Origin of the sequence: Exiguobacterium sp. UBA5002, from assembly GCF_002396765.1 — a bacterium.
GTDB lineage: Bacteria > Bacillota > Bacilli > Exiguobacteriales > Exiguobacteriaceae > Exiguobacterium_A.
The window spans coordinates 1-20,468 of sequence record NZ_DGYQ01000048.1; the positions used below are offsets into that span (position 1 = coordinate 1).

Sequence of the window (20,468 nt, forward strand, 5' to 3'; positions counted from 1 at the left end):
TCTGAAACAAGAAGTCAACAATTTTTTTGAAATTGTTTTTCTCGTTTGTTTCAAGCGCTTGTCGTTGTTAAGGACATGTAATAATATATCATGCGTTTTATTATTGTGCAACACTTATTTTAAAATTGTTTTTAAAATCATGAACAAGCCTCTTGAACCTTGCGATTCCGGCTCAAGAGGCTGTTTATTCCCTATTAATCCATCAACTGAATAATACTATGTTGTCGTTCTTCCATTAAATCAATGATTGTCATCCGTCCTTGTTCTTCATAGGAAATGACAGGCCGATCAAAGACTGGATTCTTTCGCGTGATGGTTGCAATCTTTCCGTTACTCATCAGCACGCGATCACCAACCTCTATTGGTAGAAGTAATTGTCCGAGCAACAATACATACTTTGAGCAATATTGCATCGGTCTTGCTTTCAAATGACGATAGGCATCAAACGGCGTATAAGCTTCCCGATACGGACGCCAACTCGTCATTGCAGCAAAGACGTCCGCTACGATGAACAATCGTGTGTGATCTGCGATCTTATCTCCTTTTACCTTTAAAGGGTAACCTGTTCCGTCTAACCGTTCATGATGTTGAACAATTAAACGATTTACTGTATCAGAGATGATCGTCTCCTTTTGCAAGGCTTGATACGCCATAGCCGGGTGACGTTGAAAAATTTCTTGTTGCATCGCTTCATATCGTTTCGTGTGACGCCATTCCATGATTCGCGCTAGTCCATAGTCTGCAAAATAGGATGCGGTCCACAACTCATGAATCATTTTCCGTTCTTTTCCGACTGCTTCCGCCAGCATTTGCGCAATCGCCCCTCGATAAATGGCATGTCGCACTGTATAAGCTTCCGTTCCCCGCTCTAGGAAGAATGGTAAGACATCTTGTCTCGTAATCCGTTCTGGAACGGACTGTTTGACCCAACTCAATGCTTCGTATACATTCGGCTTCATTCCTTGTTCCCATGACGTGAAGACTTTATTGTAAAAGCGAATAAATTCTTCAAATGGATGTTCCACATGGGCTTCAACTGTTTCAGTCTGCACTTGTTCATCTTTACTGAAATCAGGTCGATCTTCAATGACGACTTCCTTAATTAAAAAACGCTGGATTCGTCGTAACTCATCGCTTCCTATTTTTTTCCCTGCTTCTACGATCGGATGATCCGTATGTAAATAGATGGATTCAGTCAAACGATCCCCGATGCGTAATTGGTCACTTGCCACTCGCATATCGCTTCGTTCCTTTCTCTTTTTTCTATATATGTAGATAAAAGCAGCAGAGTAGTATATCACTCTGCTGCTTTCTTGCTGACGTCTTGCTTATTCTTCCGCTTCTTCTAAAGCATCCGATTCGACTACATTCTCTTCAGACACGATATCAGTGTCTTCTTCCATTTCATCAGTCTCTTCGCGTTTCAGTTTCGCAACCGTTGCAACACGGTCACCTTCTTCAATTCGAATGACCTTCACCCCTTGGGTATTCCGGCCGACACGTGAAATGTATTGCGAGTCTGTCCGAATGACGATCCCGCTCTCTGTCATGATCATGATGTCATCGTCGACATCAACGATTCGCATGGCAACGATTTGACCGACGCGATCCGTCACCTTACTCGCGATCAATCCTTTACCACCACGAGACTGGCTACGGAACTCGGTCATCGGTGTTCGTTTACCGAATCCTTTTTCCGTAATGACAAGAACATCTTGTGCATCACGTGCAAGTTCCATCCCGACGACAAAATCGTCTGGGCGTAACGTCATCGCTTTGACCCCACGAGCACCACGTCCCATCGAGCGGACATTCGTGATTGGGAAACGAATCGCTTTCCCGCTTGTTGAAACAGCAAAGACTTCATCGTCCGTCGATGCGAGACGAACCGATGTCAACTCATCGTCTTCAAACAATCGAATCGCGATCAAACCGTTTTTGTTGATCCGTGCGTACGCAGACAACGGTGAACGTTTGACGCGTCCTTTACGTGTCATGAAGATCAATGATTTTTGCTCATCTTGAACGACTTCTTCCGTTTCGAGCGTTTCTTCCGTCTCTTCAATCTCTCCTTCAATCACCTCGACAGGTGCTTCAGTTGCTTGTTGCTCCTCGAGATAACGTTTGAAGTTGACTGGAATCATCGTCTCGACCTTTTCGTCGCGTTCGATTTGGATGAGGTTGATGATCGGCACACCTTTTGATGTCCGGCTCATCTCTGGTACTTCATATCCACGAATCCGGTAGACTTTCCCGCGATTCGTAAAGAATAGGATCGTATCGTGCGTCGAACAAGACAAGAGACGCGTGACGTAATCCTCGTCGTTCGTTCCGATTCCTTGAACCCCACGTCCGCCGCGGCGTTGTGTCCGGTACGAATCCGTCGTCATCCGTTTGATGTAGCCACTGCTTGTCAACGTGATGATGATATCCTGTTCCGGAATCAAATCTTCGTCTTCGAATTCGATGTGGTCCATGCGGATTTCCGTCCGACGTTCGTCGTTGAAACGTTCTTTCAACTCCTCAAGTTCTGTTCGGATCAAATCAAGCAAGACTTCCTCACTCGCAAGGATGCGGTTCAGTTCCGCGATCAATTGCATGATTTCGTCATACTCTGCTTCAATTTTCTCCCGCTCAAGACCTGTCAGGCGTTGCAAGCGCATATCAAGAATCGCTTGTGATTGTTTCTCGGATAACGCAAAACGCTCCATCAACTGTTCACGTGCTGCGTCCGCTGTCCGGTTCCCGCGGATGATTTGAATGACTTCATCCAAATGATCGAGTGCAATCCGTAGACCAGCGAGTAAGTGTTCACGTGCTTCTGCTTTTTCGAGATCGAACTGTGTCCGACGACGCACGATTTCTTTTTGATGCTCGAGGTAATGATAAAGCATTTCCTTGAGCGTCAATGTTTTCGGACGTCCGCCGACGATCGCTAGCATATTGACACCAAACGTCGTTTGCATCGACGTCTGTTTATACAAGTTATTTAAGATGACGCTCGCATTGGCGTCACGACGGACTTCCATGACGATGCGCATACCGCGGCGATCTGATTCATCTCGTAAATCGGTGATGCCTTCGATCTTTTTCTCGCGAACGAGATCGGCAATCTTTTCAACGAGGCGGGCTTTGTTGACCTGATAAGGAAGCTCCGTCACGATGATCCGTTCCCGGTCTTTTTTCGTCTGTTCGATTTCTGCTTTCGCACGGACGATGATTGAGCCACGTCCTGTCTCATAAGCGCGACGAATCCCGCTACGACCAAGAATTTCACCAGCTGTCGGGAAATCAGGTCCCGGAATGTGCTGCATCAGTTCTTGGATCGTGATTTCTGGATCGTGAGATAATGCTAAGACGCCGTCGATGACTTCGCCAAGCTGATGTGGTGGAATGTTGGTTGCCATCCCGACCGCGATCCCGCTCGAACCGTTGACGAGTAAGTTCGGGAAGCGTGACGGTAAGACTTCCGGTTCGCGTTCCGAACCATCGTAGTTATCTTTGAAATCGACTGTGTTTTTGTTGATATCGCGAACGATCTCCATCGCGATTTTTGACATACGAGCTTCCGTATATCGCATCGCTGCCGCCGAGTCTCCATCGACAGACCCGAAGTTTCCGTGTCCATCGACGAGTTCGTAACGGTAGCTGAAGTCTTGCGCCATGCGGACCATCGTGTCATAGACGGCAGAATCCCCGTGCGGGTGATACTTACCGATGACTTCCCCGACGATACGGGCAGACTTTTTATGTGGTTTATCGGCACGAATACCGAGGTCGTTCATCGCATAGAGAATCCGGCGGTGTCCGGGTTTTAAGCCGTCCCGTACGTCCGGAAGAGCACGTGCGACGATGACGCTCATCGCGTAGTCCATGAAGGACGTACGCATCTCTTGACTGATATTAATATCCTTGATGATTCCGTGATTTTGTTCGGACATGCTTCTGGCCACCCTCTCTGTTCAGCGTTAAATATCCAGGTTCTTGACGTAATGTGCGTGTGATTGAATGAAGTCGCGTCGTGGTTCGACTTGATCTCCCATCAAGATATCGAAGACTTCATCCGCTTCGATCGCATCTTGAAGCTCGACACGTAACATTTGACGACCACTTGGATCCATCGTCGTTTCCCAAAGTTGCTCTGGATCCATCTCCCCAAGACCTTTGTAGCGCTGAATGTCGTACCGTGCGTTTTCAGGAAGCGCTGCAAGCGCCTCTGTCAATTCACGTTCGTTATGCACGTACGTGATGTTCTTCCCTTGTTTGATCCCGTATAGCGGTGGCTGAGCGATATAGACATACCCATGCTCGACAAGCGGACGCATGTAACGGTAGAAGAACGTCAACAAGAGTGTCCGGATGTGGGCACCATCGACATCGGCATCGGTCATGATGATGACTTTGTGATAGCGTGCTTTTTCAATATTGAACTCAGAACCAATACTTGTTCCGAGTGCTGTGATGATCGTCCGAATCTCATTGCTTCCGAGAATCTTATCGAGACGTGCTTTCTCCACGTTCAAGATTTTACCGCGAATCGGTAAGATGGCTTGGAAATGACGATCACGTCCAGATTTCGCAGAACCACCCGCCGAATCACCCTCAACGATGTACAATTCGGAAATCGAGGCATCACGTGACGAACAGTCGGCCAGTTTACCTGGAAGCGAGCTCACTTCGAGAACACCTTTACGGCGTGTCAGTTCACGGGCGCGTTTCGCTGCCATCCGGGCGCGTGACGCCATCATCCCTTTTTCGACGATTGCGCGTGCATTCGTCGGGTTTTCGAGCATGAACTGCTCAAATGCACCAGAGAAGAGTGAATCCGTAACCGTACGCGCGTCGGAGTTCCCGAGTTTCGTTTTCGTCTGACCTTCGAACTGTGGGTTCGGGTGTTTGACGGAAACAATCGCTGTCATTCCTTCACGTACGTCCTCACCGGATAACGTACCGTCTGCATCCTTCATCAAACCGAACTTCTTCGCGTAGTCATTGATGACCCGTGTCAAAGCCGTCTTGAAGCCGGTCTCGTGCGTACCACCTTCATGCGTCGGGATGTTGTTCGTGAACGAGTAGATGTTTGACGCAAATCCATCGTTGTATTGAAGCGCGACTTCAACTTCGATGCCGTCTTTTGTTCCGTGTACATAGACGGGTTCCGCATGAACGACTTCTTTTGAACGATTCAAGTGTTCGACGTAGGATTTGATCCCACCTTCGTAGTGGAAGCTACGTGTCATCGGCTCATCCGCACGATCGTCCGTGATGATGATCTTCAAGCCTTTGTTCAAGAAAGCAAGTTCCCGCAGGCGTGTTGCTAACAAATCATAGTCGTACTCGAGCGTCTCTTGGAAAATCTCACCGTCTGGGAAGAAACGAATCGTCGTTCCTGTCTCTTCTGATGTTCCGATTACTTCTAGATCTTGCGCTGGTACACCGCGATGGTACGCTTGGTAATACAGCTTCTCGTTCCGTTTGACGAATACTTCAAGTTTCGTCGACAGGGCGTTAACGACCGAAGCCCCAACACCGTGTAGTCCACCCGATACTTTATATCCGCCGCCGCCGAACTTACCACCGGCGTGGAGGACTGTCAGGATGACCTCAACGGCAGGACGACCCATCTTCTCTTGAATGTCGACTGGAATACCGCGTCCATTATCCTCGACTAAGATCGAGTTCCCTGGTTCGATCGTCACCTTGATCGTGTCACAGTATCCTGCGAGCGCCTCATCAATCGAGTTATCGACGATCTCCCATACGAGGTGATGGAGACCCTTTGATGCCGTCGAGCCGATATACATCCCTGGACGTTTACGAACTGCTTCTAATCCTTCAAGTACTTGAATCTGATCGGCACCGTACCCTTGTTCCAATTCCATATCTTCATGATTACTCATCGGTTTTCTCACCTACTGTTTCTTTATATGATGTCTCTTCCAAATCGACCGTCCCTTGTTTCACGTGGAACAACTTCGCTTGGTTGATCGTTTCATGCGCAATCCCGTCGACGCTTGTCGTCGTCAGGATCGTCTGGACCTTTTGTTGCATCGTATCGAGCAAATGTGTTTGACGATGATCATCAAGTTCGGATAAGACATCGTCGAGCAGAAGAAGTGGATATTCCCCTACTTCCTCATGAATCAATTCGATCTCCGCAAGCTTTAACGAGAGGGCTGCTGTCCGTTGTTGTCCTTGTGAACCATACGTTTGGACGTTTCGTCCATTGACTTCCATCTCGAAGTCATCGCGATGTGGTCCAAACAACGTAACTCCTCTTCGGATTTCATTTTCTTTTATTTTACCAAACTTCCGCGTGTAGGACGCAGTCATTCCTTCGACATCGAGTAATTCGTCGCCGAATGTGTCCGAACGATAGATGAGCGCGAGTTCTTCCTGTCCACGACTGATTCCGTCATGAATCGGTCGTGCCCATTTTTCGAGCTGGGCCATGAAATGATGCCGGCGCTGAACGATTTTAACGGCTAGCGTAATCATTTGCTCCGTCAAGATATCAAGGAAGGTCTCGTCTCCTCCCTTCATGGACAGTTGTTTCAGCAATGCGTTCCGCTGCTTCAACACTTTCAGGTACTGGCTCAATTCATGCAGATAGACCGGACTGACTTGACCGATCTCCATATCGAGAAATCGCCGGCGGACTTGTGGACTGCCTTTGACGATATGCAAATCTTCCGGGGCGAATAAAACGATGTTCAGTGCCCCGACATAATCACTCAAGCGTCGTTGCTCTAGATGATTCAGCTTTGCTTTTTTCCCGCGACCCGAGATGACGATCTCTTGGACATGGGGGCCGGTCCGCTTGACGACACGTCCTTCGACGCGCGCTGTTTCTTGGTCCCAACCGATCAGTTCCTTGTCATGCGTCGTCCGGTGCGACTTCGCGAGAGCAAGAACATAGATCGCTTCCAGTAAGTTCGTCTTCCCTTGTGCATTTTCACCAATCAGGACATTCGTTTTTTCGGAGAATGACAGTTCGAGTGCGTCATAGTTGCGATAATGACTGAGTCGGACTGAATCCAGCCGCACGTTAGTTGCCCTCGTTCTTGATGATGAACTGACCGTAGTCTTCTACATCAATGATGTCTCCATCCCGTAATTTACGACCACGTCGCTGATCGACCTCGCCGTTGACTAGAATCGGTACCTCTGCTAAAAACGGTTTGGCTTGTCCTCCGCTTGAGATGATATCCGATAGCTTCAGGAACTGCCCTAATGTAACGTATTCCGTTGTAATTCTGATTTCTTGCATGGATTGACTCCTCCTACCTACATATTATAAATGACGTACTCTTTATTGTACTAAACATTGAGCGATTTAGCAAAATCCCCGAACGTATATACGGTATACGAAAAAGACGGGTCCGATGTCGAAACGATCGAACCCGTCTTATCACGTATTTTGTGTTTATGCTTACGCCGTCCGGACTGGAAGAATCAGTTGCAGGACGTTATCTTGATCGACTGGGTGCAAGATAAATGGACGAATCGAACCCGTGAACTGGATTTCGATATCTGTCGCGTCAAGTGCCTTCAAGGCGTCCATCATGTACTTCGAGTTGAACGAGATTTTCAGCTCTTCTCCTTCAAGCGAAAGAATGCTGACTTGCTCCGAGACTTTCCCGACTTCTGGTGAATGTGAAGAGATCTCGACCGCTGTCGTTCCTTCAGCTGCGAACTTGATGACGTTATTACGGTCCTCACGTGCAAGCAGTGACGCGCGATCGATCGCTTGGAGCAATTCTTTCGCGTTCATGCGGACAGCTGTCCGGTACTCTTCCGGAATCAAACGTGATGTATCCGGATAGTTTCCGTCGAGTAGACGCGAGAAGAAGAGGACGTGCTTCATCTTGAATAAGATTTGTTGGTTTGTGATCGTGATATCCACATGACCATCCCCAAGCAACTTCGATAATTCATTTAAGCTCTTCCCTGGAACGATGACGTTCTGGAACGAGATATCTGTATCTGTCTCGAACTGTGCACGACGAAGGGCTAGACGGTGACTATCCGTTGAGACACACGTCAAGATACCTTTGTCGGCTGAGAAGTTCACACCTGTCAGAACAGGACGTGTTTCTTGAACGGCGACAGCAAAGCTTGTTTGGCGAATCATCGAACGTAAGAGATCAGCCGGTAAACGGAAACGTTGTCCCCCATCGACTTGCGGAAGGCGTGGGAACTCATCTGGATCAAGACCGTTCAAATGGAATTCCGCTGTTCCTGACTGGATCCGTGTCATGAAGTTCGGTGAGACTTCAAGTGTGACTTCGTCTTTTGGCATCTTTTTGACGATATCGCCGAAGAAGCGGGCATTCAAGACGACACTACCAGCACGGTGAACCGTGACATAAGATGTTCCATTCTCTTCTGCATAGATCGTCCGTTCAATCGAGATTTCTGTATCGCTTCCTGTCAGCGTCATGCCATCTCCATGAGCTTCGAGTTTGATCCCTGTCAGAATCGGAATCGTCGTGCGGGATGAGACCGCTTTGGCTACATCTTGTACTGCTTGAATTAAAGCTTCGCGTTGAATGGTGATATGCATATCGTCGTTAGACTCCTCTCGAAAATAATGGGCATGCGCCCATCATAACATAATAATATATTATTTTTAATAATAGTCTTAGGGGCTGTGGATAGTGTGGATAAGTCGGTGGATAACTTGATATAAAGCCAAAAACGGTGTGGATAAGTTGTGGATAACTACCCTACTTTATCCACATGTTTATCCACAGTTTTATGAATGCTTCAATTCATGTTTGATTTGTTCGATGACTTTTCCCGTTTCCCCGTCCGATTTGATCAACATACTGATCTTTTCATGGGCATGGATGACGGTCGTATGGTCGCGTCCCCCGAATTCTTCTCCGATTTTCGGTAACGAACTCTCTGTCATCTCACGTGAGAGATACATCGCGATTTGACGTGGGAAGGCAATCGATTTCGTCCGTTTCTTCGCCTTCAGATCATCAAATGGCAAATTGAAGTGCTTACTGACCGACTCCTGGATGTCACGAATCGTGACTTTACGCGGTTCAGCGACCGGCATGATGTTATGCAAGGCTTCCGCAGCGACATTTGGATCGATTGGTCGTCCGACGAGATTCGCATAAGCGATAACGCGGGTTAACGCTCCTTCGAGCTCCCGAATATTCGTATCAATTTGACTTGCGATGTAGAGCATGACTTCGTTTGAGACATCAAGTTGCTCCGCATTCGCCTTTTTCCGTAAGATCGCAATCCGTGTCTCGAGATCCGGTGGCGTGATGTCGGTGATTAATCCCCATTCGAAACGAGAACGAAGCCGATCTTCAAGCGTTGGAATCTCTTTTGGTGGTCGGTCACTTGAGATGATGATTTGTTTTTGGTCGTTATGCAGGGCATTGAATGTGTGGAAAAACTCTTCTTGCGTCTGTTCTTTGCCCGCAAGGAACTGGATGTCATCAATTAAGAGGACATCGATGTTACGGTATTTATTTCTAAACTCAACCGTTTTATTATCGCGGATGGAGTTAATGAAGTCATTCGTAAAGCGTTCAGAAGAGACATAGGCAATCCGTGTCCCGAGATTTTGATCTTGAACGTACTGTCCGATGGCATGCATCAGATGGGTTTTGCCAAGACCAACGCCACCATAGATGAAAAGCGGATTGTATGCTTTAGCAGGCGCTTCCGCAACAGCGAGTGAAGCGGCATGCGCAAAACGGTTCCCCGATCCGATGACGAATGTATCGAACGTATACTTCTCATTCAATTGTCCGAGTTCACTCATCGTCAGTTCCTCTGTTGGTCTCCGCATGTTCGATGGACGCGATTTTGGAGTCGGTGTTGCCTCAACACGTTCCTCTTCTTGTCGATCGAGCATTTTCTTCGCTTGTCCCTCTTCAATGAACTGAATATCGAGTCGGCTTCCTGTTACTTCCTCAACTGTGTCTTCGAGTAAAGATAAGTACTGGCGCTCGAGCCATGTCACCGTAAATGCAGCTGGTGCTGAAACGAGTAGTGTCGTTCCATTTAGCGTGACGCCTTCTGTGGATTTCAACCACATATCATAACTAGCTTTCGGTGTTCGTTCCTCTTCCTCGATCACAGATAAGACATTATGCCAAAGTTCGGCAGCGTTTTTCATAAATACCCCCCTTTTTTTATCAAGATAGAAAATTTTTGTACACAGGCTTATACACAGACAAAGTTAATGAAGAAACTCGACTTATCCCCATAACGTAAAAACTGTGGATAACGTTATCCACAGGCAGTTGAATCTGTGTATAAAGTTATCCACAGGGTGTGTATAACTTGTTTTGTCCTGAACAATCAGGATCATGTTATGCACAATTAGTGTATCAAAAGAAATGAGCCCTGGCAATGGTTGGAATGATTTATCCACAAGTAAATTAAACCGTCCACAGGTAGTTACCCACAAGCTGTGGATAGTGTGGATAAATTGTGGATAAGAGGTGGATAACTTTTTAAAAGAGGAAGCGTTGAAAAAGAGTTATTCACAAAATACATAAGGAAGTGGAAAAAGGAAATCCAAAATCGAGGATTGACGTCGATTTTAAAAAATACTATTGTAGACAAAGTGAAGAGTTATCCACGGAAAGTGTGGATAATGTGGATAAGTCTGTGGATAGGTGGATAAGTCTACAAACATCCCCTCCATGATCGATATGTATTCTATCGCGTAATAGAGTTTGCGCAGTCGAATCCTATCGTCTGTTTTCGAACCAGAAATCCCTTAAGCAGGACAAGAAATCTTCTGAACTTTCATTGACAATGCCACAATCAGTTTATATAATGTACAAGACTGCCTTAAAGTAGAAAATAACAATTGGTTATAAAATCTTTTAAAGGAGGTGCAGACGAATGAAACCAACTTTCAACCCAAACAACCGTAAGCGTAAAAAAGTTCACGGATTCCGTGCGCGTATGGCTACGAAGAGTGGCCGCCGTATCTTGGCTGCTCGCCGTCTTAAGGGCCGCAAAGCCTTGACTGTCTAATGCATTGATGCATCCATCACTTCGGGCATGATCCGAGGTGATTTTTTTTTATGTTTTTTCGTGTGTTCGTGCTTTTGTCACATGCGCCCTATCGCGTCGCATGTTTATTCTATGATATGATGAGAGACGACGAATTTTCGTAGTGTCAGGATGGAGTGTGAATAAGGTGAAGAAGGAATACCGCGTCAAGAAAGACAAGGAGTTCCAAGCGGTGTTTACTAAAGGAGCCTCTGTCGCAAATCGGCAATTTGTCGTGTATGCCTTGAAAAAGGAGCAACAGACTCACTTTCGGGTTGGTTTATCCGTCAGTAAGAAAATCGGGAATGCCGTCGTCCGGAATCAGGTAAAACGGTATCTTCGGGAAGCATGCCAGCAGCATGAAGCCTCGATTGCCCCGAATTATGATTTGGTGATCATCGCGCGCAATCCGGCCGCGAAGATGACCGCGCAAGAAGTGGCTGACAGTCTCCGTCACGTGCTCAAACGTTCCGGTGTCTGGATGCGATCAAAAAAATGAATCGTAGCAATGCATCCTGTTGATTTGTACGGCGCTCCCTTTCCTTGCCTTACTATAGAAGAAGATGGCGTTCGACAAAGCGTAAACAATTTCTAGGAGGAATTATGAACAAGAGAACTAAGATTTGGTTAACTCTCGGACTCATGTCCGTGCTCGCGATCGTATTATCCGGCTGTACACCTAGTTCGTATGGTACTGGTGAACCGATCACAGCAGACACAGAAGGTTTTTGGAAACATTACTTCGTTTGGCCGATGGCGTGGTTGATTCGTGAGATTTCACAGTTCTTTAGCGGTGATTACGGTATCGGAATCATCATTACGACACTTCTCGTTCGTCTTGTCATCCTTCCATTGATGATTAAACAAACGAAGAGTATGGGTGGAATGCAAGTCATTCAACCAGAAATGATGAAGCTTCGTGAGAAATACAGCTCAAAAGACCAAGAGACACAACAGAAATTGCAACAGGAAATGATGAAGCTCTATCAAGAGCACAACGTCAATCCACTTGCAGGCTGTTTACCGATCTTGATCCAAATGCCGATTTTGATCGCGTTCTACAATGCCATCATTTATACACCAGCTATTTTCCAACACACGTTCCTCTGGTTCGACCTTGGGAAACCGGATCCATTCTTTATCTTGCCGATCATGTCTGCGGTACTAACATATCTGCAACAAAAGATCTCGATGGCAGGTCAAGAAGACAACCCACAAATGAAAATCATGCTTTACGTCTTCCCAATCATGATCTTCATCATGGGTGTTACACTCCCATCAGCCCTTTCGCTTTACTGGGTCGTCGGTTACATCTTCTCGATCATCGTCACGATCGTCATCATGAAGCCAATGCGTGAAAAGATTAAGTTGCAGACGGAAGCGACAATGGCTGCTAAACGTGAAAAAGAAGCGGCACAAGCAGCACCGGCTCCTAAAAAATCGAAAAAGAAACGCTAATACGTGAAGAGCGACGCTTTGTTTTGACAGAGTGTCGCTCTTTTTCTTTTGCGTCATTTCGTGTATAGTTGTTTCGTTATACCCATTGCAACGATTAAGGATTAAATACTCATAAAAAGACGGAAGAAAAACGAGGTGGAAGAACGGATGATGGAATTTGATACGATTGCCGCGATTTCGACGCCGATGGGAGAAGGGGCGATTGCGATCGTGCGCTTATCAGGTCCTGATGCAGTCGCTGTAGCCGACCGTGTTTACAAAGGGAGCAACCGCTTGACGGAAGTACCAACCCATACGATTCATTACGGGAAATTGGTCGACCATGAGGCGGACCGTGTCGTCGATGAAGTGATGGTGAGTGTCATGCGCGCACCAAAGACGTTTACACGTGAAGATGTCATCGAATTGAATTGTCATGGAGGAGTCGTCGCGGTCAATCGTGTCCTCGAACTCATCCTCGCCCAACCGGAAGTCCGGTTGGCGGAACCTGGTGAATTTACGAAACGCGCGTTCTTGAACGGACGCATCGATTTGTCACAGGCGGAAGCCGTCATGGATTTGATCCGGGCGAAGACGGACCGAGCGATGCATGTCGCCGTCAGTCAGATTGAAGGGCGTCTCTCGAAACTCGTCCAAGACTTACGTCAACAATTGTTGCAGACGATTGCTGCAATCGAAGTTAACATCGACTACCCAGAGTACGATGCAGAAGAGATGACGCAACAGATCGTCGAACGTGATGCTGGTGCTGTCCGCGCGATTTTAGCAGAGTTATTAACAACGGCACGCCAAGGAAAAATCCTTCGTGAAGGGTTATCCACAGCGATCATCGGTCGACCAAACGTCGGAAAGTCGTCTTTGCTCAACACATTGGTGCAAGAAGCAAAGGCCATCGTCACGGATATCGCGGGAACGACGCGCGATACGATCGAGGAATACGTCAATGTTCGCGGTGTACCGTTGAAGTTGATTGATACGGCAGGGATTCGCGAGACGGAAGATATCGTCGAACGGATGGGTGTTGAAAAGTCGCGTCAGGCTTTGAAGACGGCCGATTTAATCTTACTCGTCCTAAACGGGAATGATGTTCTGACGGATGAGGACGTCTTGCTGTTTGAAGCAATCAAAGGGATGAACGCAATCATCATCGTCAACAAGAGTGACTTGGCGCAACAGATTGACTTAGCGCGTGTCACGGAGCTTGCTGATGGTCGACCAATCGTCACGACATCCTTGCTCGAAGAAGCAGGCGTCAACGATCTCGAAGCAGCGATTGCGAGTCTGTTCTTTGAACAGGGTGTCGAAAGTCAGGATATGACGTACGTCTCAAATGCGCGTCACATCCAGCTCATCAAACGAGCGAGTCAAATGATTGAAGATGCTCTCGGTGCAGCAGAAGCAGCGATGCCGATCGACATGGTACAGATCGATTTACGACGAGCGTGGGATACGCTTGGCGAAATCAATGGTGATACAGCACAGGATAGTTTATTGGATCAGTTGTTTTCGCAGTTCTGTCTCGGGAAATAATTCGAGACGACTGCGTGTGGAATAAGAAGGAGGAACCAGTACTATGGCTTATCAAGCAGGTGAATTCGACGTCATCGTCGTCGGAGCCGGACATGCCGGCATCGAAGCCTCTCTTGCTGCGGCACGAATGGGCTCGAAAACGGTCATGTTGACAATGAATCCCGATATGGTCGGATTCATGTATTGCAACCCGTCGATCGGTGGTCCTGCAAAAGGGATCGTCGTTCGGGAAATCGATGCGCTCGGTGGCGAAATGGCACGCGCGATCGATGCAACGTATATTCAAATGAAAATGTTAAACACATCAAAAGGTCCTGCCGTGCGAGCACTACGGGCACAGGCGGATAAATTCGAATACCAAAACCGAATGAAAAAAGCGCTCGAGGATGAGCCGAATCTGCTCTTACGTCAAGCGCTCGTCGAACGGTTATTGATTAACGACGAAGGACGTTGCGTCGGTGTCGTCACGAATACAGGGGCGGAGTACCGGGCGAAAGCGGTCATCATCACGACAGGAACGTTCATGCGCGGAAAAATCATCATCGGTGAATTGTCGTACGAGAGTGGTCCGAACAATCAGATGCCATCGATCAATCTATCGAAACATCTTGAAGAACTCGGATTTGAGCTCGCACGTTTCAAGACAGGTACACCACCGCGAATCGACGGGAAAACGATCGATTACTCGAAGACGGAGATTCAACCAGGTGACGAAGTAGCACTTCCATTTAGTCATGAAACGACTCAGATGATCACGGAACAGATCCCATGCTGGTTGACGTATACGACGGAGTATACGCATCAGTTGATCGATGCGAACCTGCACCGCTCACCAATGTTCTCTGGGATGATCAAAGGAACAGGTCCACGTTATTGCCCATCGATCGAAGATAAGGTCGTCCGGTTCAACGATAAACCGCGTCACCAAATCTTCCTTGAGCCAGAAGGTCGCGATACGGAAGAAGTCTACGTGCAAGGATTATCGACAAGTTTACCGGAAGACGTTCAACACGATATTCTCCGTTCGATTCCTGGGCTTGAGAATTCAGAAATGATGCGTCCTGGTTATGCGATTGAGTACGATGCCGTTGTTCCGACACAACTATGGCCAACGCTCGAGACAAAACGTGTTCCTGGTTTATTCACAGCGGGTCAAATCAACGGAACAAGTGGTTATGAGGAAGCGGCAGGACAAGGGATCATGGCAGGGATCAATGCCGGACTACAAGTCCAAGGAAAAGAACCACTTATCTTGTCACGTTCACAAGGCTATATCGGTGTCATGATCGATGATCTCGTTACGAAAGGTACGAACGAACCGTACCGCCTCTTGACGTCACGTGCCGAGTATCGGTTGTTGCTCCGTCATGATAATGCGGACCTTCGTCTATCGGAAATCGGACATGAACTCGGATTGATTTCGGAAGAGCGCCAAGCGAAGTTGCTCGATAAACAAGAACAAATCCGTCTTGAGATGAAACGTCTTGAGAAGGTCGTCATCAAAGCGACAGCGGACGTGAATGCACAGCTAGAAGCAATTGGTGCATCACCACTCAAGGAAGCTCTGCATGCGATCACGTTGCTGAAACGCCCGGAAATCACGTATGCGATGATTGCGCAGATGACACCACCAGAAACACCACTGTCTGCAGAAGCAGCAGAACAAGTCGAAATCCAAGTCAAATATGCCGGCTACATCGATAAGCAACTTGATCAAGTCGAAAAAATGATGCGGATGGAGCAAAAACGGATTCCGGATCGTCTCGATTACGATGCGATCAGTGGATTAGCGATTGAAGCGAAACAAAAACTAAACCAAGTGCGTCCGCTCTCGATCGGACAAGCATCCCGGATCTCAGGGGTAAACCCGTCTGATATCTCGATTTTGCTTGTCTATATCGAACAAGGCCAATACGCATTGACTGCGGAGTGAACGAGATGAACCAACAGCAATTCGTAACAGCATTGGCAGCACAGGGACTTGAGGTCTCAGAACATCAGTTGCATCAATTCAAACGGTATTATGAACTGCTCGTCGAGTGGAATGAAAAGATGAACCTGACAGCGATCACGGACGAAGAAGATGTCTACCTCAAGCACTTCTATGATTCGATCACAGCAGCGTTCTATTTCGATTTCACGACAGTCACGACGGTTTGTGATGTCGGAGCGGGCGCTGGTTTCCCGAGTCTGCCGATCAAGATCATGTTCCCACATCTCCAAGTGACGATCGTCGATTCACTGAACAAACGAATCGGCTTCCTCAATCATTTGGCGACGGAACTCGGACTCGAAGATGTCGCGTTCCATCATGGACGCGCCGAAGAGTTCGGCAAAAATAAACAATTCCGCGAACGGTTCGACGTCGTGACAGCACGTGCGGTCGCCCGGATGTCCGTTCTCGCGGAATATTGCCTACCGCTTGCGAAAGTCGGGGGACAATTCGTTGCCTTGAAGGCAGCGAAAGTCAGTGAAGAGCTCGAGGATGGTGCGATTGCCTTAAAAGTACTCGGTGGGAATTTACGGGAAAGTTTCCAGTTCCAATTGCCAGGCGAGGAAAGTGAGCGTAATATCGTTATTGTAGATAAAAAACGAACAACACCCGGGAAATATCCGCGTAAAGCGGGTACGCCTGCGAAAGATCCATTAAGCTAAACACCGTTTCACGTGAAACGATGACTGATAAAGGTGAGGTGCGCCAACGTGAGAAATGCAATTGCCAAGCTGCTCGGTAAGGGAGGGCAACCTGCTACGATCGAGCTTGACCCACAAGAGACGGTTCAGGAATTACCATTGACAGAACTTGTCGCGAACCAGTTCCAACCACGGACAGTGTTTGATGGGGACCGAATTGAAGAGCTAGCCGTTACGATCGAAGAGCATGGATTACTCCAGCCGATCGTCGTTCGAAAACAAGGAACAGGATACGAAATCATTGCGGGAGAACGACGATACCGGGCAGTGCGCTCGCTTGGCTGGGAAACGATTCCTGCCATCGTCAAAGAGATGACGGACGAGACGACTGCTTCACTGGCATTGATTGAAAATCTGCAACGCGAAGATTTGACACCAATCGAAGAAGCAGAAGCCTATGAGCGCTTGCTTGCGTTACAAGACATCACGCAAGAAGTGTTAGCTCGTAAGCTCGGACGTAGTCAATCGACGATTGCTAACAAATTGCGTTTGCTTCGATTGCCAACGGATGTCCGGGAAGCGTTGAAGCAACGGACGATCACGGAGCGTCATGCCCGTGCGTTATTGCCGCTCAAGGATGAAGCGCTACAAGTAACGGTACTCGCTGAAATTCTGGAACGGGAATGGAACGTCAAGGAGACGGAGCGCCGGGTGGAACGATTGATGACACCACAGCCACCGAAGAAAAAACGTCATAAGAGCTTTGCTCGGGATACACGGATTGCGTTAAATACCCTTCGCGATTCCGTCGATATGATCGAGCAAACCGGATTGACGATTGAAAAAGAAGAAGTCGATTGTGAAGAATATGTAGAGGTGCGGATTCGCATCGTGAAGGCACGTCCGGAATAAGCGGTCGTGCCTTCCGCTACGTTTAGGAGAGAAGGCAAGTGAACGAATTACCTGTTCGGGCGATTCGCCCGAATCCGACTCAACCCCGGAAACGATTCAATGAAAAAGCATTAGAAGAACTCGCCCAATCACTCGTTCGGCACGGGATGATCCAACCGATCGTCGTCCGACCATGTGATGGCTATTATGAAATCATCGCCGGCGAACGACGGTATCAAGCAGCGAGTCGCGCAGGATTCGAACGTGTACCGGTCCTCGTGATCGAAGCAGACGAGACACGCGTGATGGAGCTCGCTTTGATCGAAAACATCCAACGGGCGGATTTATCCGCGATTGAAGAGGCGATGGCGTATGCGGAGATGATCGAGGAATTCGGTATCACGCAAGCAGAGCTTGCGCAGCGTGTCGGCAAAAGTCGTTCGCACATCACGAACAGTCTTCGGTTACTACAATTGCCGTTACTCGTTCAACAAGCGGTCATGGATGAGCGTCTATCGATGGGACATGCCCGCGCGCTCCTGTCGCTGAAACATCCAAAGAAGATCGAACAGATGGCAGAACGGGTCATGGCGGAGAACTGGAACGTCCGTCGGTTAGAGCAGGCGCTTCGGGAACGTAAGGAAGCCGCCCGTCCGCAACAAGCGACCGCTGTTCAATTCGTCGAGGAATCACTTCGCGAAAAATACGGGGCGACCGTTCGGATTAAACAAGGAAAACAAGCAGGGAAACTCGAGATCGATTTTATAGACGAAGACGACCTCAATCGGTTGCTCGACTTGTTATTACCTGAATCGGATCACTAAAAAGAAGCGATCCGGGCGACGGTTCGCTTCTTTTTGCTTACATCGAGCGTGGCGTGAAAGAAATCGTCGTCCGTGTGGATTCAGCGGAGAGTTTCGCATCAAGTAAGTGGAAGCTGTTCGCGACGAGTTCCGCTAGTTCATAAACAAGGTGTAACCGTGTGTTCTGGAGAATCATCATCTCCATGAATCCACTGACGTTGACGACAGCCTTAATGTTGAAGTCACCGACCGCAGGTAACTCTTTTTGGACGCCGGCGCCGGGTGCGAGTGGACCTTCCGAGAAAAAGGCATGTCCGACACTTGAAAGGCGACCGAGACACGCATCGATCGCGATGACGAGTGGACGGTAATGGGTCGTTTGGATCGAGTGAATGGTTTCTGCGAGATTCAGTGCATGGACGGGTTTAGCGAGTGTACCGTAGACGTGAAGATGAGCAGGCGCTTGTTTCTCGAGGAATGTCCCAACGAGTGGACCGAGTGAGTCACCTGTCGAACGATCAGAACCAATGCAGACGAGTACGATCGGACGTTTTTCTTGGACGGCAGAGACTTGTTCGAATAATTGTTCAGCTAAGCGTTCTTTCGCGAACGGTTCCGTATATTCTAAAAAGAAAGAATAGGGCTTGGGCTCGTGCGAATGAAAGCGGAAGTTCATCGAAATCATCCTTTCTTCTCTTGATGTCGGTGTCGTGGTGGATTGGCAAGAGTGAAGGGTTCTTAGATGATTTTCCTTTCCCGGTTTTTCCAGAAATCTAACGTCAAAATCGGCTCTTTGGTTGAAACTCGATTAAAATCACGTATACTGTCGTAATAGAGAGAATAAGAAAGGATGAGAGAATGGCTACCAATCAAGATGTACAAGAATCCGTCGCCCAAGTCGATAAATTGATCAACCAAGTAATGGATGCGGATATGTGGATTCGTTTTGGGATGAAACTACTGATTGCGCTCATCATCATCGCGGCGTTCTATGTGTTGACGCGCGTTTTGACTGGGGCAGTCTCACGTCTCTTTACGATCAGGAAAATCAATGAACAGGACTACTTGGCGCAACGACAGAACGAGACGCTGTTGAAGTTGCTCCAAAATGCGATTCGTTACGTACTTGGAATCATCATGTTGTTGACAGTGCTTAGTCAGTTCGGAATCAACATCACCGGTCTCGTTGCCAGTGCCGGAATCGCTGGTCTCGCGATTTCGTTTGGTGCGAAGAACTTGGTGCAAGATATCATTACAGGAGCGTTCATCATCTTCGAACGTCAGTTTAAAGTCGGAGATTATGTACGCGTCGGTGTAATCGAAGGCGTCGTGACGGAACTTGGTATCCGGACGACAAAACTCAAAGGACTCAACGGAGAAATCCACATCATCCCGAACGGTCAGATTTTACAAGTGACGAACTATTCGGTCGACAACAGTTTCGCACTCGTCGATGTCCAAGTCTCTTATGATGAGGATCTTGAACGTGTCGAACAAGTTTTGCGTGAGATTGCAGACCGGACGACGAAGAAGTATGTCGATATGTTCGTCGAGCCGATTCAGATGCTCGGTGTTCAGACACTTGGTCCTTCAGAAGTCGTCTATCGTTTGATGGCAGAAGTACCACCGATGCAACATTTCCAAGCTGGTCGTCTGATCCGGAAGGAATTGAAGCAAGGACTCGAAGAAGAAAACATCAAGATCCCGTATCCACGGATGGTCATGATGAATCCAGAACAAAAGAATGGTGGACAGACGGATGATTCCAAAAACGTATCAACTCCATGATTATGTTGAGATGAAGAAGCAGCATCCATGTGGAACGAACCGATGGCAGATCATTCGGGTCGGCATGGATATCCGAATCAAATGTCAAGGTTGCGGGGCGAGCATTTTAATGCCACGTCGTGATTTTGATAAACGATTGAAAAAAGTCTTACCAGAGTGACGAAAAAGCGGATGTGATTCTCGTAATCACATCCGCTTTTTCGTTGTCTTTCATAAGCGAAGTGATTGTGTTCGATTAGAGCGTGATTAAAAAAGACAGTCGAGCTCCTTGCTTAAAAAAAATGAACTATCTATAATTGTGAAAGATGTGCTGACGTGGTGTAA

The 20,468-nt window shown here is 47.7% G+C and carries 18 protein-coding genes; 10 read left to right on the top strand and 8 right to left on the bottom strand.

The features are described 5' to 3' along the window. Positions 1 to 194: 194 nt before the first annotated feature. The 7 genes from B4C70_RS14315 to dnaA form a co-directional block, all read right to left on the bottom strand. On the bottom strand, positions 195 to 1,238 hold the full coding sequence (locus tag B4C70_RS14315) for an HD-GYP domain-containing protein (protein ID WP_290780541.1): 1,044 nt from the start codon (positions 1,236 to 1,238) through the stop codon (positions 195 to 197). 90 nt (positions 1,239 to 1,328) lie between these two features. Beyond that, entirely contained in the window at positions 1,329 to 3,941 is a 2,613-nt protein-coding gene (gene gyrA, locus B4C70_RS14320) for a DNA gyrase subunit A (RefSeq protein WP_290780544.1), read from the bottom strand. Between the two features lie 27 nt (positions 3,942 to 3,968). Further along, entirely contained in the window at positions 3,969 to 5,882 is a 1,914-nt protein-coding gene (gene gyrB, locus B4C70_RS14325; protein WP_200864062.1) for a DNA topoisomerase (ATP-hydrolyzing) subunit B, read from the bottom strand. Between the two features lie 10 nt (positions 5,883 to 5,892). Beyond that, the gene (gene recF, locus B4C70_RS14330; protein WP_290780547.1) at positions 5,893 to 7,047 is read right to left on the bottom strand and encodes a DNA replication/repair protein RecF; all 1,155 of its coding nucleotides are present in this window, start codon (positions 7,045 to 7,047) and stop codon (positions 5,893 to 5,895) included. 1 nt (position 7,048) lies between these two features. After that, entirely contained in the window at positions 7,049 to 7,270 is a 222-nt protein-coding gene (yaaA, locus tag B4C70_RS14335; protein WP_023469865.1) for a S4 domain-containing protein YaaA, read from the bottom strand. Between the two features lie 162 nt (positions 7,271 to 7,432). Then, positions 7,433 to 8,566 (bottom strand): DNA polymerase III subunit beta, encoded by a 1,134-nt coding sequence (dnaN, locus tag B4C70_RS14340; RefSeq protein WP_023469864.1) that lies wholly within the window; start codon positions 8,564 to 8,566, stop codon positions 7,433 to 7,435. A 192-nt stretch (positions 8,567 to 8,758) separates the two neighbouring features. After that, positions 8,759 to 10,150: a chromosomal replication initiator protein DnaA gene (dnaA, locus tag B4C70_RS14345; protein ID WP_023469863.1), complete on the bottom strand. Its 1,392-nt coding sequence runs from the start codon at positions 10,148 to 10,150 to the stop codon at positions 8,759 to 8,761. Positions 10,151 to 10,887: 737 nt separating this feature from the next. Between dnaA and rpmH the strand changes: the two genes are divergently transcribed. The 8 genes from rpmH to B4C70_RS14385 all read left to right on the top strand — a co-directional run bounded on the left by rpmH (position 10,888) and on the right by B4C70_RS14385 (position 18,377). After that, positions 10,888 to 11,022: a 50S ribosomal protein L34 gene (gene rpmH / locus B4C70_RS14350; protein ID WP_012371910.1), complete on the top strand. Its 135-nt coding sequence runs from the start codon at positions 10,888 to 10,890 to the stop codon at positions 11,020 to 11,022. 166 nt (positions 11,023 to 11,188) lie between these two features. Then, a complete protein-coding gene (gene rnpA, locus B4C70_RS14355; RefSeq protein WP_023469862.1) occupies positions 11,189 to 11,539 on the top strand; it encodes a ribonuclease P protein component in 351 nt (116 codons plus the stop codon). A gap of 104 nt (positions 11,540 to 11,643) precedes the next feature. Continuing rightward, positions 11,644 to 12,498: a membrane protein insertase YidC gene (gene yidC, locus B4C70_RS14360; protein WP_023469861.1), complete on the top strand. Its 855-nt coding sequence runs from the start codon at positions 11,644 to 11,646 to the stop codon at positions 12,496 to 12,498. A gap of 147 nt (positions 12,499 to 12,645) precedes the next feature. Next, the gene (gene mnmE / locus B4C70_RS14365; protein ID WP_023469860.1) at positions 12,646 to 14,028 is read left to right on the top strand and encodes a tRNA uridine-5-carboxymethylaminomethyl(34) synthesis GTPase MnmE; all 1,383 of its coding nucleotides are present in this window, start codon (positions 12,646 to 12,648) and stop codon (positions 14,026 to 14,028) included. A gap of 43 nt (positions 14,029 to 14,071) precedes the next feature. Continuing rightward, complete coding sequence (gene mnmG / locus B4C70_RS14370; protein WP_174316735.1) at positions 14,072 to 15,961, top strand: tRNA uridine-5-carboxymethylaminomethyl(34) synthesis enzyme MnmG; 1,890 nt, start codon at positions 14,072 to 14,074, stop codon at positions 15,959 to 15,961. Positions 15,962 to 15,966: 5 nt separating this feature from the next. Beyond that, positions 15,967 to 16,683 carry a 16S rRNA (guanine(527)-N(7))-methyltransferase RsmG gene (gene rsmG, locus B4C70_RS14375; protein ID WP_290780552.1) on the top strand — a complete coding sequence of 239 codons (717 nt, stop codon included), beginning with the start codon at positions 15,967 to 15,969 and terminating at the stop codon, positions 16,681 to 16,683. A gap of 48 nt (positions 16,684 to 16,731) precedes the next feature. Continuing rightward, positions 16,732 to 17,574 (top strand): nucleoid occlusion protein, encoded by an 843-nt coding sequence (noc, locus tag B4C70_RS14380; protein ID WP_023469857.1) that lies wholly within the window; start codon positions 16,732 to 16,734, stop codon positions 17,572 to 17,574. Between the two features lie 38 nt (positions 17,575 to 17,612). Continuing rightward, entirely contained in the window at positions 17,613 to 18,377 is a 765-nt protein-coding gene (locus B4C70_RS14385) for a ParB/RepB/Spo0J family partition protein (protein ID WP_290780555.1), read from the top strand. 37 nt (positions 18,378 to 18,414) lie between these two features. Here B4C70_RS14385 and yyaC read toward each other — a convergent pair whose 3' ends face one another. Further along, positions 18,415 to 19,032: a spore protease YyaC gene (yyaC, locus tag B4C70_RS14390; protein ID WP_290780557.1), complete on the bottom strand. Its 618-nt coding sequence runs from the start codon at positions 19,030 to 19,032 to the stop codon at positions 18,415 to 18,417. A 182-nt stretch (positions 19,033 to 19,214) separates the two neighbouring features. Here yyaC and B4C70_RS14395 point away from each other — a divergent pair, with 182 nt between their 5' ends. Both B4C70_RS14395 and B4C70_RS14400 read left to right on the top strand, forming a co-directional pair. Further along, entirely contained in the window at positions 19,215 to 20,144 is a 930-nt protein-coding gene (locus B4C70_RS14395; protein ID WP_290774220.1) for a mechanosensitive ion channel family protein, read from the top strand. After that, positions 20,116 to 20,304: a DUF951 domain-containing protein gene (locus B4C70_RS14400; RefSeq protein ID WP_023469853.1), complete on the top strand. Its 189-nt coding sequence runs from the start codon at positions 20,116 to 20,118 to the stop codon at positions 20,302 to 20,304. Before B4C70_RS14395 ends, B4C70_RS14400 begins: the two co-directional genes overlap by 29 nt. The last annotated feature ends 164 nt before the right edge of the window (positions 20,305 to 20,468 follow it).